Here is a 16,914-nt window from a genome sequence, read left to right as displayed (position 1 = left end):
CGACCCTACGGGCACCCTGACGGCGACGCGGAAGCCGCCGCCCGGCAGCGGGCCCGACTCCAGCGTGCCGCCTTCGCCCGTGACCCGTTCGGACAGGCCGGTGAGGCCGTTGCCCGGAACGTGCTGGCGCCGACCTGGCCGTCGTCGCGGATCTCCAGGGTCGCCGCACCGTCGCCGTGGGCGATCTCGATGACGCAGCGGGACGCGCGGGCGTGCCGGACCACGTTGGTGACCGACTCGCGTACCGCCCAGCCGAACACGCCGTCGGCCGCATCGGGCAGCGGGCCGCCCGCCATGCGGACCGTCGCGTCGACCCCGGCCGCCGCCAGCGTCGCCCGCGCGCCGTCGAGCTCCTCGCTCAGGGCCCGTCTGCGGTAACCGCTGACCACCTCGCGGACGTTGGCCAGCGCCGACCGCGCCGCCGACTCGATGTCGCCGATCTCGCCGACGGCCCGGTCGAGGTCACGGCCGGCCAGCCGGCGCGCGAGCTCGCTCTTCAGCACGATCAGCGACAGCGTGTGGCCGAGCACGTCGTGCAGGTCACGGGCGATGCGCAGCCGTTCGTCGGCGGCGGCGAGCCGGGCCACCTCGTCGCGCGCCTCCTGGAGTTGCAGCACCAGCGTGCGCGCGTGCCGCAGCGCGGCCATCAGGATGCCCAGCGCCAGCACTCCGCCGGCGACCGCGCCGTACACGGCGGGCGGCGCGCCGATGAACAGGCCGGTCCCGGCCGTCACCACCGCAGCGGCCACCACCGCGGCCGGGGCCCACCGCAGCGGCAGCGCCATCGAGTAGGGGAACGCCAGATACAACATCACCCCGAGCCAGTCGAGGCCGAAGCCCACCGGCAACCCCACCGTCAGCAGGGAGAACGTCACCAGCACCAGGATCTCCCGGCCGGTCATCGCCTCGTCCCAGCTGCGCCCCACGAACGCCACCGCGTAATAGGTGAGGACGAACACCAGCAGACCCGCCCATCCGAGCCAGCGCCGCACCCCCTCGTAATAGGCCACGTCCACCACGACCGGGGTGAGGAAGAGCAGCCCGAACGACGTCCAGAAGGCCCGTTGCAGCAGCTCGGAGCCTTGGACGTCGCCGACGAGGAGCCGTCTCACCAGGCCCGCCGGTAGGCGGCGACGGCGAACACGCCCAGCGCGACCGTCCAGGCGGCCAGCACCAGCCCGGCCGACACCGGCGGCGCGTGCCCGGCGGCCACCGCCCGCCCCAGCTCGGCGAACCGGGTCGACGGCAAAGCCGTGGCGACGTCCCTGATCACCTGCGGCAACACCGACAGCGGCACCCACATGCCCCCGGCGACCGCCAGCCCGAAGTAGGCCCCGAGGGTGATCGGCTGGGCGGCGTCGGGCCCGGCCAGCGACCCGATGAGGGTGCCGAGCGCGGCGAAGGGCAACGTGCCGACCCAGAGCAGCCCGATGATCGCGACCCACTGCGGCGCGTCGAGCCGCACCCCCTGCCAGAGCACCGACGCCAGCCCCACGAGGACCACGGCCGGCAGCCCCAGCGACATGGCGGCCAGCGTCTTCACCACGATCACCGTCGTCGGCGTCAACGGCGTCACCCGCAGCTGCCGCAACCACCCGCTGCGCCGCTCGGCGGCCAGCCGCACCCCGGTGCTCATCAAGGTCGCACCGAGTGCGCCGTAGGAGGCCATGGAAATCATGATGTCGACCGAAGACGGCAACCCGGTCACGGGATCGAGCCGATCCGAAGAGAAGATGCTCGACCACAACAGATAGAAGGCGACGGGCAGAGCGAGCGCGAAGAACAGGTAGTAGCGGTCCCGCAGGACCTGGAGCAGTTCGAGACGGAGATAGTTCAGCATGCCGGCCCTCCGGCGGTCAGTGAGAGAAAGGCGTCTTCGAGCGCGGGAGTGGTGATCTCCAGTTCGCGGACCGTCAGCCCGGTCGAGTAGAGCGAGGCGACCACCGTGTCGGGATCGCCCGTGTGCAGGGTGACGAACCCGCCGCCGACTTCAACGGCCGTGACCTGCGGCAATTTCTCAAGCCCCGCCGCAGGCTGATCGCCGAGCCGGAACCGGACCGTCCGCCCCCCGGCCCGCCGCTTGATCTCGGCCGGCGTCCCGTCGGCGACGATCCGCCCCCGCGAGATCACGACGACACGGTCGGCGTTCTCGTCGGCCTCCTCCAGATGGTGGGTGGCGAACAGAACGGTGCGCCCGCCCTCGGCATAGCGGCGAATGGCCGACCAGAAGATCCGCCGAGCCTCGACGTCGAGCGCAGCCGTCGGCTCGTCGAGGACGAGCACGTCAGGCGCCCCCGCGACGGCCATCGCGAACCGCACCCGCTGCGCCTGCCCGCCGGACAACCGCCCGGTCCGCCGTCTGGCCAGCTCGGTCAGCCCGGCGAGCTCCAGGACGTCGTCCAAGGGCATCGGCCTCGGATAAAGACCGCCCACGAACCCGACGACCTCCCGCACGGTCAGGTTCGGGACCAGCTCCCCCTGCTGGATCATCGCCCCGACCAGCCCCCGAGCGGCCGCCTCAGCCGGGCTCTTCCCCAGCAGCTCGACCCGCCCGGCATCCGGCGCGACGAGGCCGAGCATCATGCCGATCAAGGTGCTCTTGCCGGCGCCGTTGGGTCCGAGCACCGCGACGACCTGCCCGGCAGGCACTTGCAGGCTCTCCTGTACGACGGCCTGAACGGCCCCGTAGCTCTTGGCCACGCCCTCGACGTTGATCGCATCCATGTGGACAACGGTAGAAAGGGTGGAAATGTGGGGGTAGTGAAGCTTGTCGGGCGGTCACGCTGACAAAAGTCACACGCCCACTTCGTCGCGCACCGTGCGGGTGACCTCGGTCTTCAGCAACCGGTCGTGCAGCGCCCGGCCTTCGGGGTCGAGCAGCGCCCACATCCCGTCGACGATCAGAACCACGGGCCCGACGACCGCGACGAAGACGAGCAGCGACAACACGGTGCGGAGCGCCATCCGGCGGTTGGGGACGATATGAACGCCCGCGAGGCGCTTGCCTAGCGTCTGCCCCCAGAGCCGGTGCTGCACCCAGAAGTACAGAAAGACGACGAGCACGACCAACCACCGGTCGAAATCGATGACGTCCAACTGGACCGTGGCCGAGTTCAGCAACCCGTAGCCGAGGCTGTACGACAACCCGGGCAGCGAAAGGATCACGATGAGGGCCAGGTAGTCGACCAGGAACGCTACTACCCGACGCCAGGTCCTCCCGGTCGATGACGAGGCGCTTTTCCGCCAGGTGACGAGGAGGACGAGGACGGCGGCGGCGATGAGGCAGACCTGGGTGCTCCCCCAACTGTCCACCACCGTGGCGAACCACTCGCCGCTGAGGATGAGGATCGTGCCACCGCACTCCTCGGGCGAGCTGTAGAGAGGAGTGGCCGGTTTGACGACCGCGATCAGAACGAGGACACCCGCCGTTCGCCGCCCTGCGCGCCGCGCGTCCTGGCGGGCGAAGAATGCTCCCATGATGATCAGTAGCGATGGGATGGCGAACGCTTCGACGTCCATCAAGAGCGTGTCGAGATCGCCTCGCAGGGGATCGAGCGGCGACACGTCCAGCCATCCGTCGCCTAAGCAGAAGAACTCCAGCGGACCGGGGTCGAGGCGGAAGCGCCATTCCTCCCAAGTCGGATAGGCGGCGACGGCCGCGGCCACCAACCAGGTGAGCAACGCGGGTCTCGACAGGGTGGACAAAACGGTCCTTCCGAAGGCTGGGCCTCAGCGTAGCGATCTCCCGTGCCACGCCCGGAGAAAAGCGTCGACGACACCTTCCGCCCTTTCATGCCTGTCGGCCGGATTCCGCATGGCGATATCCGCGAGCGCGTCCGCCGCTTCATTTAACGGATGCCCCGTGTGACCTTTGACGTGCTCGATGCGGAGCATGGGCAACTTCGCGACCTTGGCCGCGAGGCTCACCAAAGTGGGCCGGGCACCGCTCATCCGAGGCCGGAGACTGTATCCGGCCGGCATACGCTCGACATCGCCTTTCTGCCAGGAACGCAGATAAGCAATGGCACCCGAACTGTCCAGGAGAAGCGAAGCCTTGCCCGCGCGGTCGCCGAGCGCCTTGATGGCCATGGCCGCCGCGCGTAACTCCGCGACCAGGACCTTTGACTGCCCACTCGGGTCCAGCAACCGCATGCCGGCGTCAGGCGGCCAGTGCTTCATCCCGTAATGACCGTCGCTCACGACGAACCCCAACCCACCGAACCTGCCCTTGTACGCCGCATCCGAAGCGGCGACCAGAGACCTGTGCTTCCCGAACCCGGGGACGACGCTGACGCGCTGCTCCACCTGGGGCTTCACTTGCGTCGAGGTGCCGTGGGGGTGTGCGGCGGCCTCCTCGGCGGAGGCCAGCCAGACCCACTCTTGGGCGCTTCTGCAGCGGGTGCAGTTGGAGCAGGTCAGGGCGTATTTGCGCAGGTCTTTGGCGCGTTCGGCCAGGTCGGTTGTCAGCAGGATCAAGGAGGACTCGAATTCGGCGGCTGACCTACTGCTCATGGTTCGCCCCTTCGATTCCGTTGACCGGATCGCACCGATATGCGCAAGGGTAGAGGGTGGCGAACGCGGCTGTTCAGGAAAGGGCGAACACAAACGACCAACAACCGAACCTTTTTTATCCTCTATCCATCGAACCAAAATTGATGCGAGCGCTTCCAGCACCTCCTAGGAGGCGAAGTTGCACAGCCGCCGGGCCGCATGTTTCCTGTTGTCGGATTCGACCGCTATCCCAAGTCGCTCAGCTGGTGCCGTCCACTTGTCGCGCGCTGATGCTGATAGAGCTGCTGCCACAAAGGCGTGCTTCGCTTTCCACGCGATCTAAGCTTCCCAAGCCGCCGAGTAACACAGCCTCCGCCTGGCATGGCGGCGAGCGCGACACAACGGCCCGGCATCCTAAAGGAACACCGGTCCAGCTCGGAACACTTCTCGCCAGCCACCAGCGAATGATCAGACTTCCCCGTATGAGCCCCCATGGGCGCTGATTGAGGACGGGTCTCCTATCAGAGCCGAAGGCATCGCCTCCGCTAGTGTGTAAAACAGGCCACCTATGTCACCGTCGGAAGCGATTGTCGTAGTGCCATGCGAAGTAGCGGCGACTACCTTCAGTGAACGACAGGCAAGCCCGGCCAGCCAGATACAAAAGCCGAGCTGATAGGAAGTCCTCGTTTTCTACGGCTGCTGCTACGACCTTCCCGTCTTGATCAACGGAGATGTAGCCCGTCTCATAGAGAGCATCGCAACCGAAGTGGCATGCCGGCATCGCAATATGCGCGAGGTCGCGGCGTTCTTCGTCCGTGCAGAGGCTCCGCATTTTGATGTGAGCGGCGACAAGGAAGCGCACAGGAAAGGTATCGCCGCATAGGGCGCACACTGCAACGGTGTCTGATCCGAAGAGCCTTCGGCGCAAGCGTGCTTGCTCCCCACGTTGCGCAGCCGTGACGGGCCGGTCCAGTTCACCTTCGTAGCTGAGGCTTTCCTGGTCCTGTGTTGGCGTGTCAGGCGCATCAGGAGGACGTACAGCGATGACTGGCGGTGTGCCTTCTCTTAGCTCGACCCCTGGGAAGGTAAGAAGCACCGAGCCGATGAAAGCACTCCGGTAACCCACCTCATCGGGATGGATCGTGACGCTTCCCCGAGACTGGAGTCTGGCGAGGGCAGCCTCTACGTCTGCAATCGGAATTAACTTGCCTTCGGGGGATCGACTGGTCGCGACTCGAACATTGGGAGGTTGCACTTCAAGAATACGGTTGCGCTGACCAGAGATGGTGGTGAGCTCCTCGCCGAGAAGCCGCCGAAGAACATTGGTGGCGCTCTCGTTCGCCTCCGCAGGTAGCGCCGCGGAAACGCCAGCGAACCGGTCACCGAACTGGTGCATAAACCGGTCGCTAAAGTCATCGTCCACTCGGAAGAGGTACCCCTGGTTGACACCACCGTCACGCTTAAACGGACCGCCCGGTGATGAGTGTCCTGTGCGCCACTGTTGCGGAATCTCAGTCAGCGAGACGGGCCGGGTCGCCCGACGGTAGACAGCCTCTACGAGTCGACCGTCCCGATCCCAGTCGTCCGGCAAGTCCATTGGCCGGCGAGCATCGACAGCAGCGGCAGTGACCACGCTCACCGCGACCACCGCCTTGGACGCGTAGTGGATGACAGTGTCGCCCGGACGCACCTCCGTCATGGTGTTCCAGTGTGACTTGCGATGTCCGTTTCTGTCGGCCTTGGGAGCCCAGAGAATCCCGGCCGCGAGCTCTTGATCGAACGTGTGCCGCTGGTTAACCCACCAAACCGCCATAGAGCAGATCCCTTCTCACTATCGGCGCTCAGAGTAGAGACCGATACCGACAAAACGGATCATTACGAAGGACCATCACCTATGCCAACTTTGCTGTCCTGTAGGACTTCTCGCCCATATCGCCTGCCAGGTCGCTGAAGTCGCCATCGATGCGCGGCGACGCACTTTGGGCGGCAAGACCGGTCCCGGCTGAACCTCAACGCCCCGCATCTGAGGTCAGCCGTCGAGGGGACGAACATCGGCAGCGCGACGAGGTGCGCTGGCCGGAAGCACCCGGCCTCAGTCGAGCCGGTCTAGCGCCAAGTCCGGTCGAGCTCCTTGGTGAGCACATCGACGGGCTCGAGGCTGCACCCGAGGGCCGCCGCAACGGCGGCGTGGTTGCGTTACATCTCGCCCGATGCCCATACAACCGATGGTCTGGCTGAGGAATGAAGTCCTGGCCCGCCGATCGTCACCGACAACCTGCGGCGCCCTGCGGCTAGAAATAGCACCACGTGCCGCGCATGGGGGAACTACAAGATCCACTCGCACGAACCCTCATGCAAAGAGGACCGCAAGAAGTCCGGCCACGCCTGATACCGGTGCCCCCCGCTTGAAAGACCGGACGGCCCACGCGGACAAATGCCCCCCAAATCAGGCGGCGGCCTGGAGTTCCGCCAGCGCAAGGGCAAGTCCAAACTCACCCTTCAATGCCCGCCCGCCCTCCTTGCCCTGCTGAGGGAACACCGCCGACTCCAGGCCGCCGAACGTCTGAAGGCCGGCGACAGGTGGGAAGACAATGACCTCGTCTTCGCGACCAGGCTCGGCGGCCCCATCGAACGAACCGAAGACTGGAAGGTCTGGAAGTCGGTCCTCCGTCAGGCCAAGATCCGAGACGCCCGAGTCCACGACGCCCGCCACACCGCCGCAACGCTCCTCATAGAACAGGGTGTGCACATCTGCGTCGTGCAAGAGGTCCTCGGCCACACCAAGGTCACCACGACCGAGCGCTACACCCACGTCGCAAGCCTCCAAATGAAGGACGCCAGCGACCGCCTCGGCCCCGCTCAAACTGCAACCCAAACTGCGACCCAAACTGCAACACTGACCCGTTTCAGGCAGCAAAAAGGCCCTCGTCCCGTTAAGGGAAGAGGGCCTCTGAACTGCGGAGGTTCGGGGATTTGAACCCCGGATGGGCTTGAGACCCAAACCGCATTAGCAGTGCGGCGCCATAGACCGGACTAGGCGAAACCTCCTGGCAGCCATATCGGCTCCCGACAGAGTACCGGCGATCCGCCGACGCGGCAAAGTGGATGCGCGTCGCGTCGCACAGACCTTATCCACAGCCTGTGGACAAGGTCCGCGCGACAGGGAGGAGGCGTCAGGCCTGACGCACGGCCTCGCCCTCGATCTCAATCTTGATCTTCTTGCTGACCAGCACGCCACCGGTCTCCAGCGCCTGGTTCCAGGTCAGGCCGAAGACCTCGCGGTCGATCTCGGTCTCGGCGGAGAAGCCGAAGATCTCCTGGCCCCACGGGTTCGTGGCGGCGCCGCCGAACTCGACGCGGAGCGGGACCTCCTGGGTCACGTCGCGGATGGTGAGCTCGCCGACGAGGGTGAACTCGTCGCCGGAGACGTTCTCGACGCGGAGGCTCTTGAAGGTGATCTGCGGGTACTTGTCGGCGGCGAGGAAGTCGTCGCTGCGGAGGTGGTTGTCGCGGTCGCCGACGTGGGTGGTGATCGACGCGGCCTCGAGGGTGACGTCGACGCTGGACTGGAGCGGCTCTTCGGCGACGGTGATGGTGCCGTCGAACTTCTCGAAGTTGCCCCGGACCTTGCTGACCATCATGTGCTTGGCCACGAAGCCGACGCGGGTGTGTGCGACGTCAAGGGTGAAGGTGCCGGCCGTGGGGATGGTCTGGCCGTTCCACTCGCGTACGCTCATGATCGTTAACTCCAGGAGAGGCGGTAGTTGTCCTGCGGATGTTTGCTCCAACAAATGTCTACCGGACAGATATTCCTGCCGTCAACCATCGTGGCGTAGACTCGACGCATGGATCCATTCGACGACCCTCGGCTGACCGCAATGGGGCTGTTCGCCGAGGTCTACACGGGCATCGCCGACAAAAATCGGCGCGCCTTCGCGGAGGCCGGCCTCTCCGAGGTCGACTTCGAGACGCTGATCCGGCTGGCCCGATCCCCTGGCCAGGGGCTCCGCATGAGTGACCTCGCAGCTCAGACCAACCTATCCACCAGCGGCATCACCCGCGTCATCGACCGGCTGGAGCGCGAGGGCCTGGTCTCCCGCGAGGCCTGCGCGACCGACCGGCGCGCCTTCTACCCCCAGATCACCGACGCCGGGCGGGCCCGGCTGATCGAGGTGCTGCCCCGGCACCTCGAAGACATCGAGCACTGGTTCACCGGGTTGCTGCAGCCGGCCGAGCTCGATCATTTCCTGGAGACCCTCCGCCTCATCCGGGACGTCGTGCGGCCCTGCGCCACCGCCGGCGCCGAGGAAATCGAAGCCGCCACTTAAAAGGGACAAGCCGTCGAGGTGGTGATATGCCCTGACACGGGGGACATGGGATTCCATCCAGTACGAGGATTCTGATCCCGCTCGGCAGTCAACGCCTGAATTATGCCTCTATTAGGGCAGACGACATGTGAGGCTACAGAGCGTGGGGATACCAGCGAAACGCCGGAGAGCCTTGGCGGCGGCCGTGCTCGGCCGCGAGCTCGAACCGCCGCGCGCGCACGCCGAGACGGGAGTGCTGCTCGACGCCGTCAGCGGCACCATTCTCGACGTCAGTCCCCACCTGATCATCATCGAAGACGACGAGGGCCGCGAGGAGCGCCTGGTCATCGCCCATTGGGCGAAGGCCTGGCGGGGGGGCTTCGTGGCCCCGGCGGACCTGCCGGTGGGCGCCCGGGTGATCATCCGGGCGCTCCGGCAGGGCAAGGTCGTCGACCGCATCTGGGCCGACGTGACCCGGATGACCGGGATCATCCTGTCCGTCTCGGGTCGTGATGACATCTCCGTCGTGCTCGACTGCGGGCCACACCGGGGCCGCCGGTCGGTGGTGATCCCCTATCGGTCGTCGGGCCGGGTCAGGGTGCGTTATCCGCGGCTCGAACCCGGCTTCCTGTTCGACGCGATCGGCACCGTCGAGGGCACGACCGCGCTCGCGCAGATCCCGGCCACCTCGCAGCCCGCCTACCGGGCGGCCCACGTCCCCGATCCTCCGGGGGCTTATGGCGGCGTACAGTCGAAGATCTCCGGGACGGCCGTCTGGTCAGACCACATCGAAGCGGGCGCGGCCTACCCGATGCTGGAGCAGTCGGACACCGGTTGCGGCGACGCGGGCGTCTCGTGCGCCGCTCTCCCTTATCTCGCGCTCGGTTCGAGCGTTCATGTACGGAATGTCTGCGCCGATCGCGCGACCGTGCTTCCCGTGGTGGCCTGTGGCTGCATGGCGGGGCGGTTCTGCGACCGATGCGTGGAATGTGGCACATCCCCCCGGGGGCGGGTGGTGGAGCTGTCGGCCATGTCTTACGTGGAACTCGGCGGCGATCTGACCAACGGCTGCTTCAACGTGCGCGTGGGATTGGGGTGAGCGGAATGGTCGCCGGGGCGGCGCAACCCATTCTGGTGTTCATGCTGGTGATCGGCGGGGTCGCCAAGCTCGTCACGGCCGGGCGAGACTCGGAGCCCGGCGCCTTCGGCCGGCTCGGACCGGCCGTGCTGGCCCCCGAGAGCTGGCGCAAGAACGCCCTCATCTGCTGCGCGGTCGGCGAGTTCGGCCTGGTCGCGGGCCTGCTGCTGATCGACCACCCGGCTCCCCGCTGGATGACCGTGGCGTTCTTCACGGTCGCCACCTATGTCCTGTACGACCTGCGCCGCCGCCGCCCCGACGCCGGCTGCGGCTGTTTCGGCGACGTGAGCGCGACCCCGGTGGGCCTGCGCGCGATCATGCGCACCCTCGTCCTGACCGGCATGGCCGTGGTCGTCGCCCTCGACGGCTCCCCGGGCCTGCCGTCGCCGACCTGGCAGATGCTCGCCTGGCTGGCCGGTTTCACGGTGGTGTTGCTGGCGCTGTCGCCGGAGATCGAGGAGACCTACGCCCGGCTGAAGTATCGCGCGCCCTGCGAACTGCGCCCCTTCGCTCCCGAGCGGGCCGCGGCCCGGCTGCGGTCGAGCACGGTCTGGCGCAACCACGCCCACCTGCTCGGCAGCGAGATGCCGAGCGACTCGTGGCGGGAACTCTGCTGGCGCTTCTACGTCTTCGAGGCGCTCAACGGCGCGGAAGTCGTCTTCGCGGTCTACCTGAGCGGGCGGCGCCCGCCGGTCCGCGTCGCGGTGGTCGGCGGGCACACGCCCATCCAGCAATCTATCCGTGTCTCGGCTTCTCTCTAGAAACCCTTAGACACGGCTGATTTAGCTCTCTACGACTCTCTAGCTTCCCCTCTAGAAAGCCGTAGAGAGGACAAGGGATCAGACGGGCTGCGCACGCAGGAACCGGCCGAAATGGGGAACGGTGAACGCGATCAGGCCGCGTTCGGCGCTGTAGATCAGGCCTTTCTTGATGAGACTGTCGCGGGCCGGCGACAGGCTGGACGGCTTGCGCCCCAGCGCCTCGGCGACCTCGGCGGTCGCCACCGGGTCGTCGCCGAGCTGCGCCATGGCGTGCATGTAGTCGCGCTCGGCCGGGGTCGCCCGTTCGTAGCGGCTACCGAAGAACCCGACGGCGAGCTCCTCCTCGGCCTCGGGCGCCGACACCTTGATGTCTTCGGCGGTGATCGGGCTGCGCGGCGCCAGGTCCCAGGCGACCTTGCCGTAGGCCTGGACGAAGTAGGGGTAGCCGTCGGCGGCCTCGTAAAGGGCGTCGAGGGCGTCGCTGGTGAACGCCACGCCTTCTTCCTCGGCCGGGACGATCAACGCCATGTCGGCGGCTTCCCGGTCGAGGCGGTCGATCCTGGCGTACCGGAAAAGCCGTTCTGAATAGCTCTTGGACGCCGACAACACCGACGGCAGGTGCGGCAGCCCCGCACCCACCACGATCAGCGGCCCGCCTATCTGCGACAACTCGTGACAGGCCGCGCAGAGCGCCGAGATGTCGGCGGCCGGCACGTCTTGCATCTCGTCGATGAACAGCGCGATGCCGACCCCGAGGTCGGTCGCCACGCCGGCGGCGTCGCTGAGCAGCTCGGTCAGGTCGATCTCGAGGTCGCCGGAGTCGGCGCGGCCCCGCGCGGCGGGCACGTCGATGCCGGGCGACCAGTGGGTGGTGCCCTTGGCGGCCGACGGATCGCGCATCGCGAACGCCTTCAGCACGCCCAGGAACTCGTCGATGCGCTCGGGCGCCCGATGCCGGGGCGCCAGCTCGCGGACCGCCATGTGCAGCGCCGCCGCGACGGGCCGCCGGATCGACTGCTCGGGCCGGGCCTCGATCTTGCCCGTCCCCCACAACCGCTGGATGGCCATCGACTTGAACGTGTTGAGCAGCACGGTCTTGCCGACACCCCGCAGCCCCGTGATCACCATGCTCCGCTCGGGCCGCCCGCGGGCCACCCGCTCGAGCACGACCTCGAACTGCTGCAGCTCACGATCGCGCCCGGCCAGCTCGGGAGGGCGCTGCCCCGCACCGGGGGCATAGGGGTTGCGCACAGGGTCCACGGTGTCGGACTTTATGACCGGATATAGCGGCCGTCGTAGATTTCCGTAGAAAGACCTACGGCGTGTCGCGCCGTGAGGCCGCGCCACCAGCCCGACCGCCATCGCACACCACCTACCAGGGCTTTCACAGGGAACATCTGTTCGATCCGATGCGATCGACTGTAGCGCGGATCCGAACACATGCGCGAGCGTTTCACCGTAAAACCCTGACGCTGATCGGAAAGTCCGACATCGGCGTGGGTACGCTCGAAGCATGTCAATCCGCAGGTCAGCGCTGGCAGTGGGGCTGACGGCAAGCCTGGGGGCGGTGGCGTGCGGCGCCACGACCACCCCCGCGGCCGTCTCGCCCGCCCCGATCGTGACGGAGACGACGCCCGCGGCCTCGGCCGCCGCGAGCCCATCGCCGACACCGACGGCCCCGCCCGAGTTCACGTCGAAGATCACGAAGGTGACCCGTGACCAGGTGAGATATTCCTGGCGTCCGGGCTGCCCGGTCGGCCTGAACGACCTGCGGATGATCACCATGACGTACTGGGGATTCGACGACAAGGCCCACACCGGCCAACTCGTCGTGAACGCGTCGGTGGCCGAAGACGTCGCCTCGGTCTTCAAGAAGTTGTACGACTTCCGCTTCCCCATCAAGCGCATGGAACTGGTCGACAAGTACAAGGGCGACGACTACGCCTCGATCGACGCCGACAACACCTCCGCCTTCAACTGCCGCGCCGCGACGGGCTCGACGAACTGGTCGCAACACGCCTACGGCCTGGCGGTCGACCTCAACCCGAGGGAGAACCCCTACGTGGAGGCCGACGGCGCGCACGCCCACAGCAACGCCGACGACTTCGTCGACCGACCGCTGAAGAAGCCCGGCGTGATCAACGCCGGCGACCGAGTGGTCGAGGCGTTCGCGAGCATCGGCTGGGGCTGGGGCGGCGACTGGACCGGCACCAAGGACTACCAGCACTTCAGCAAGAGCGGCCGCTGAGAGACGCGGTCAGTAGTCCACGGTGATCTTCCGAGCAGGCCCGTCGAGCCGCATCCGCCCGCCATACGGGATGACCACCTGCGGGTCGGTGTGCCCGAGGTCCACGTCGAAGACCGCCAGCGCCTCCGGCGCGTAGACGGTCAGCGCCCGGAGGATCGCCTCCCGCTGCTCCCGCGCGTACCGCGCCTTCTCCTCGGGCCCGTTCCGGTGCTCGAACGACCACGCCTTCGCCCGCCCGCACACCACGGCCGCGAACCGCCCGAGGATGCCGCGCTCCCCGAGGTTGCGCAGCATGCGGAACACCTCGGCCGCCGACGGCATCTCCTCGCTGGTCTCGATGAAGAGCACCATGCCCGTGTACGTCTGCGGCGCCGCGACGTCGCGATCGGCGGCCAGCATCCAGTGGAGGATCTCCAGGTTGCCTCCCCACGTGACGCCCTCGACCACCCGGTCGGCGTTGTGCCATATCCAGCCGCCGCATTCGGTCATGAGCGGCGCGCCATTGACGAATTCCGGATCTTCCCAGTCCTGTTCGACGTCGCCGTATTCGTACGACTCCGTCAGCTCGTACGGACCGGAGGTAAAGAAAGCGGCATGTAAAGACGCCTTGGTGATCGGGTGCATCGCGCCGCCCCGGCCGAATTGCACCATCACCGAACCCCCGTGATAACCGACGATCCCCAGCCGCCACAGGTGCGCGAGCAGGTTGGTGTTGTCGCTGTAGCCGAAGAACGGCTTGGGATTGCGTCTGATCACCTCGTCGTCGAGATGCGGGATGACGGTGATCTGGTCGTCGCCCCCGATGGCCGCGACGAGCGCCTTGATCGACGGATCGGCGAAGGCCGCGGTGATGTCGGCGGCCCTTTCCTGCGGCGTCGCGTTCATCCGCCTAGTGGTCGGCAGCTCTACCGTGACCAGCCCGAACTCGTCTCTGAGGCGCCGCAGACCATGATCGAACGGGATCGGGAAGACCTCGGGGAGACCTCCGGAGGGCGCGACGACGGCGACACGATCACCCTGTTTGAGCTTCTTTGGGTAAAGCATCCGTCGACGCTACCAGGGTCGGCGATCTTCCCGACAGTGCGCGATCCCCGTGCCCGCAAGGGAATTCGACAAAAGTAAAATCGCTTTACCTGAATCGATAAACCGGTTCGAAAGTAAAGAACCCCGCGAAGCGTTTGACCCCGGCTTGAGCGTGGATAGATTGGGACCTGTCGCGGTAATCCGTGACCAAAGTTGCCGCAAGGATCGCCCCACTCCGGTGCCCACGCCGGTAAAGCGAGAACTGCCCCACTGTCTACAGAGAGCGATTCCGGTCTACCGCCCTGCGGCGCGGTCGACAGACAGGATCGGAAACGTTCAGGATTCTCATGACGAACTATGCTGACGCGCTGATCAACGTGGCCAACTCCCAGATGGGCTACGCCGAGGTCAACGGTTCATCCAAGTTCGGAGAGTGGTTCGGCCAGAACGTCGTCAAGAAGGCCGGCTACAAGGACGCCGCCTGGTGCGACATGTTCGTCTCCTGGGCCGCCCACCAGACCGGCCAGGCGCAGGACGTCGGCCAGTTCGCCTACACCCCCGAGCACGCCCAGTGGTTCGAGAACCAGGGCGCCTGGGGAACCACGCCCGTGCCCGGCGCGGTCGTCTTCTTCGACTGGGGACACTCGAAGAACATCAGCGCGATCGACCACGTCGGCCTGGTCAAGAAGGTCATCAACGACCACACGATCGAGACGATCGAGGGCAACATCAGCAACATGGTCGTCTCCAAGGTCCGCACCGACAACACCATCGTCGGCTACGGCTACCCGGAGAAGATCCGCGAGAAGTTCCAGGCCAAGGAGAAGGTCGTCAACCTGGCCGCCAAGAAGGCCGCCGCCGAGACGGCGCTGTCGGCCACCACCAAGCAGGCCAAGTCGGCCGACGTGAACGGCATGCTGACCGGCACCCCCGAGATGGTGTCCGTCAAGCAGCCCGTCGCCGAGACCACCCAGTCGATGACGGCGCAGAAGGTCAACACCCACGACGTCAACGGCCTGCTGGCCGGCACCCCCGAGCCGCTGGCCGCCGGCACCCTGCTGCTGCCGGTCGCGCTCGGCCTGGCCGCCGCCAAGAAGAGCGGCGCGCTCAAGAAGCTCATCTCTCACTGGGTCGCGTGCGGCAAACGCTGACCCACCCTCGATCGGGGCGAACGCCGGGATTCCCCTGCCCGGCGTCCGCCCCGATCGTCTTTCACTCGTAGGGCTCGACCGGCCGCGGAATCTCCGTCACGCCGGTCGCCTCCAGTTCCGGGGCGACCGTGCCCGGCTCGGGCCCGCCGGCCGTCGGCGGCACCCACGTGCCGGTGACCTCGATCCACTGGTCCTCCGCCGGGGCCGGCCACCCGAGCACCGACACCTTCAACGGGACCGCGTCGGCCGCGCAGCAGGCGATCTGCATGCGCGCGACGTACCACTGCCCTTTGTTCTTGGACGACACCGCGAACCCGGTCAGCCGCACCTGCTTGCCCGCCAGCGACTTCGTCGGGTCGCCCCAGGCCCGCCCGAGGAACTCCCCGATGGTCATCGTGGAGACCGGCGCGGTCAGCGGCGTGTACGCCGTCAACGCCCCCACCGGCCGCGCGGGCGCCTCCTCCGACCTGGCGGCATAGCTCCCCAGAGGCGGCGGCGCGACCAGGAAGATCGCGAACACGGGCAGGGTGAGCAGCCAGGCCACCCACGGCCCCCGATGGCCGTCCTCCTTCTTGAAGAGCCCCACCGCGCCGACCACCAACACGGTCGCAGCGGCGGCGATCAGCAGGTAGCGGAACCCCGGCTTGACGTAGTTGAGGTATTCGTTCGACACCGTCGTGATCCGCAACACCGCCCCGCCGAGCAGGACGAGCACCAGACTCTGGGTCACCCGGTTCACAACAGCACCACCCCGGTGACGACGCTGACCAGCACGGCCAGCGAGAACGTGAGCGGCACGAACCTGACCGCGAACCGGCGGCCGAACGTACCGACCTGGAGGGCGATCAGCTTCAGATCGACCATCGGCCCGACCACGAGGAACGCCAGCCGCGCCGTCGGCGAGAAGGCGGTCAACGAGGCGGCCACGAACGCGTCGGCCTCCGAGCAGATCGACAACACCACCGCCAGCAACGCGAGCACGAGCACCGACACCCAGAAGTCGTCGGCCAGCGCGTCGAGCCATGCACGCGGCACGACCACGTTCATCGTGGCCGCCGCCATGCCGCCGACGACCAGGAACCCCCCGGCGTGCAGGAGATCGTGCCGCATCGCCTCGGCGAACCCGGCGTGCTCGTGCCGCCGCCGCGCCCGAAGCCACTCCCCCTTGCCGAACCGCAACCAGACCCACCCGACCAGCACGGCCACCACCAGCGACGCCACGAACCGCGCCACCGCCATCATCGGCTGCCCCGGAAACGCGACCACGGTCGCCACGACGACCACCGGATTGATCGCCGGCGAAGACAACAGAAACGCCAGCGCGGCCGAAGGGCTCACCCCCCGGGAGATCAGCCCGGACGCCACCGGCACCGAGGCGCACTCACACCCCGGCAGCACCGCCCCCGCCACCCCCGCCACCGGCACGGCCAGCGCGGGCCGCCTGGGCAGCGCCCGAGTCCAGAACGACGCGGGGACGAAAGCCGTGATCGCCGCGGAGAGCAGAACCCCGAAGACGAGAAACGGCAGCGCCTGGACGCAGATGGCGACGAACACCGTCGACCAGGTCTGCAGCGCGGGCGAGGTCAGGTAGGGCGCGTAGAAGAACTGCCCGAGCAACAACAGGCAGAGCACCACGACGAACACCCAGGAGCCGAACGACGCCTGCCCGGTGCGCTCATCGTCGGCGTGCGGCACTTCGGCGGGAGAAACCTCAAGACGCTCAGCCACGCCCCCGATGCTGACAGACGGCCCGAAGCTCCGACGACGACAACGCGGCCCCTGTGGAAAAGCCCGA

General features: G+C 67.2%; 17 protein-coding genes and 1 tRNA gene. 6 read left to right on the top strand and 12 right to left on the bottom strand.

Annotated elements, in window-relative coordinates:
- Positions 1-5 precede the first annotated feature (5 nt).
- The 6 genes from AW274_RS09770 to AW274_RS40130 form a co-directional block, all read right to left on the bottom strand.
- Entirely contained in the window at positions 6-1,112 is a 1,107-nt protein-coding gene (locus AW274_RS09770; protein ID WP_062430724.1) for a sensor histidine kinase, read from the bottom strand.
- The gene (locus AW274_RS09765; RefSeq protein WP_062430723.1) at positions 1,109-1,840 is read right to left on the bottom strand and encodes an ABC transporter permease; all 732 of its coding nucleotides are present in this window, start codon (positions 1,838-1,840) and stop codon (positions 1,109-1,111) included. The genes AW274_RS09770 and AW274_RS09765 overlap by 4 nt, the downstream gene beginning before the upstream one ends.
- Positions 1,834-2,724, bottom strand: a complete 891-nt coding sequence (locus tag AW274_RS09760; RefSeq protein ID WP_062430722.1) for an ABC transporter ATP-binding protein — start codon at positions 2,722-2,724, stop codon at positions 1,834-1,836. The genes AW274_RS09765 and AW274_RS09760 overlap by 7 nt, the downstream gene beginning before the upstream one ends.
- A 69-nt stretch (positions 2,725-2,793) precedes the next feature.
- Positions 2,794-3,705 carry an RDD family protein gene (locus tag AW274_RS09755; RefSeq protein ID WP_157519964.1) on the bottom strand — a complete coding sequence of 304 codons (912 nt, stop codon included), beginning with the start codon at positions 3,703-3,705 and terminating at the stop codon, positions 2,794-2,796.
- Positions 3,706-3,729: 24 nt separating this feature from the next.
- Positions 3,730-4,674, bottom strand: a complete 945-nt coding sequence (locus AW274_RS09750) for a ribonuclease HI (RefSeq protein ID WP_157519962.1) — start codon at positions 4,672-4,674, stop codon at positions 3,730-3,732.
- A 388-nt stretch (positions 4,675-5,062) separates the two neighbouring features.
- Positions 5,063-6,304 carry a hypothetical protein gene (locus AW274_RS40130; RefSeq protein ID WP_157519960.1) on the bottom strand — a complete coding sequence of 414 codons (1,242 nt, stop codon included), beginning with the start codon at positions 6,302-6,304 and terminating at the stop codon, positions 5,063-5,065.
- A 621-nt stretch (positions 6,305-6,925) separates the two neighbouring features.
- On the opposite strand from AW274_RS40130, the gene AW274_RS42930 reads away from it, so the two are divergent.
- Positions 6,926-7,468 carry a tyrosine-type recombinase/integrase gene (locus AW274_RS42930; protein ID WP_083973955.1) on the top strand — a complete coding sequence of 181 codons (543 nt, stop codon included), beginning with the start codon at positions 6,926-6,928 and terminating at the stop codon, positions 7,466-7,468.
- Here the strand turns inward: AW274_RS42930 and AW274_RS09740 are convergent.
- Together AW274_RS09740 and AW274_RS09735 are read right to left on the bottom strand one after the other, a co-directional pair.
- A tRNA-Ser gene (locus AW274_RS09740) sits at positions 7,450-7,539 on the bottom strand. The two genes, AW274_RS42930 and AW274_RS09740, sit on opposite strands and share 19 nt — an antisense overlap.
- Before the next feature lie 125 nt (positions 7,540-7,664).
- Complete coding sequence (locus tag AW274_RS09735; RefSeq protein WP_062430718.1) at positions 7,665-8,228, bottom strand: YceI family protein; 564 nt, start codon at positions 8,226-8,228, stop codon at positions 7,665-7,667.
- 108 nt (positions 8,229-8,336) lie between these two features.
- Here AW274_RS09735 and AW274_RS09730 point away from each other — a divergent pair, with 108 nt between their 5' ends.
- The 3 genes from AW274_RS09730 (at position 8,337) to AW274_RS09720 (ending at position 10,697) form a co-directional block, all read left to right on the top strand.
- Complete coding sequence (locus tag AW274_RS09730; RefSeq protein WP_062430717.1) at positions 8,337-8,819, top strand: MarR family winged helix-turn-helix transcriptional regulator; 483 nt, start codon at positions 8,337-8,339, stop codon at positions 8,817-8,819.
- A 142-nt stretch (positions 8,820-8,961) separates the two neighbouring features.
- Positions 8,962-9,897, top strand: a complete 936-nt coding sequence (locus AW274_RS09725; RefSeq protein ID WP_062430716.1) for a hypothetical protein — start codon at positions 8,962-8,964, stop codon at positions 9,895-9,897.
- 5 nt (positions 9,898-9,902) lie between these two features.
- The gene (locus AW274_RS09720) at positions 9,903-10,697 is read left to right on the top strand and encodes a MauE/DoxX family redox-associated membrane protein (protein ID WP_062430715.1); all 795 of its coding nucleotides are present in this window, start codon (positions 9,903-9,905) and stop codon (positions 10,695-10,697) included.
- Between the two features lie 78 nt (positions 10,698-10,775).
- On the opposite strand, the gene AW274_RS09715 is transcribed toward AW274_RS09720, so the two are convergent.
- Positions 10,776-11,948 carry a DUF8462 domain-containing protein gene (locus tag AW274_RS09715; RefSeq protein ID WP_439648754.1) on the bottom strand — a complete coding sequence of 391 codons (1,173 nt, stop codon included), beginning with the start codon at positions 11,946-11,948 and terminating at the stop codon, positions 10,776-10,778.
- A gap of 262 nt (positions 11,949-12,210) precedes the next feature.
- Here AW274_RS09715 and AW274_RS09710 point away from each other — a divergent pair, with 262 nt between their 5' ends.
- On the top strand, positions 12,211-12,945 hold the full coding sequence (locus tag AW274_RS09710; protein WP_062430713.1) for a M15 family metallopeptidase: 735 nt from the start codon (positions 12,211-12,213) through the stop codon (positions 12,943-12,945).
- A gap of 9 nt (positions 12,946-12,954) precedes the next feature.
- On the opposite strand, the gene AW274_RS09705 is transcribed toward AW274_RS09710, so the two are convergent.
- A complete protein-coding gene (locus AW274_RS09705; protein ID WP_062430712.1) occupies positions 12,955-13,989 on the bottom strand; it encodes a S66 peptidase family protein in 1,035 nt (344 codons plus the stop codon).
- Positions 13,990-14,315: 326 nt separating this feature from the next.
- Between AW274_RS09705 and AW274_RS09700 the strand changes: the two genes are divergently transcribed.
- Complete coding sequence (locus AW274_RS09700) at positions 14,316-15,119, top strand: CHAP domain-containing protein (RefSeq protein WP_062430711.1); 804 nt, start codon at positions 14,316-14,318, stop codon at positions 15,117-15,119.
- Positions 15,120-15,180: 61 nt separating this feature from the next.
- Here AW274_RS09700 and AW274_RS09695 read toward each other — a convergent pair whose 3' ends face one another.
- Together AW274_RS09695 and AW274_RS09690 are read right to left on the bottom strand one after the other, a co-directional pair.
- Positions 15,181-15,849 carry a TIGR03943 family putative permease subunit gene (locus AW274_RS09695; protein WP_198169113.1) on the bottom strand — a complete coding sequence of 223 codons (669 nt, stop codon included), beginning with the start codon at positions 15,847-15,849 and terminating at the stop codon, positions 15,181-15,183.
- A 5-nt stretch (positions 15,850-15,854) separates the two neighbouring features.
- A complete protein-coding gene (locus AW274_RS09690) occupies positions 15,855-16,847 on the bottom strand; it encodes a permease (protein ID WP_232320057.1) in 993 nt (330 codons plus the stop codon).
- Positions 16,848-16,914: the final 67 nt, after the last annotated feature.

It is taken from the genome of Herbidospora daliensis (genome assembly GCF_001570585.1).
In the GTDB taxonomy this organism is placed as follows: Bacteria; Actinomycetota; Actinomycetes; order Streptosporangiales; family Streptosporangiaceae; genus Herbidospora; species Herbidospora daliensis.
The sequence above is the reverse complement of the archived record's forward strand: the minus strand, read 5'-3'. Positions and strand labels throughout refer to the sequence as shown.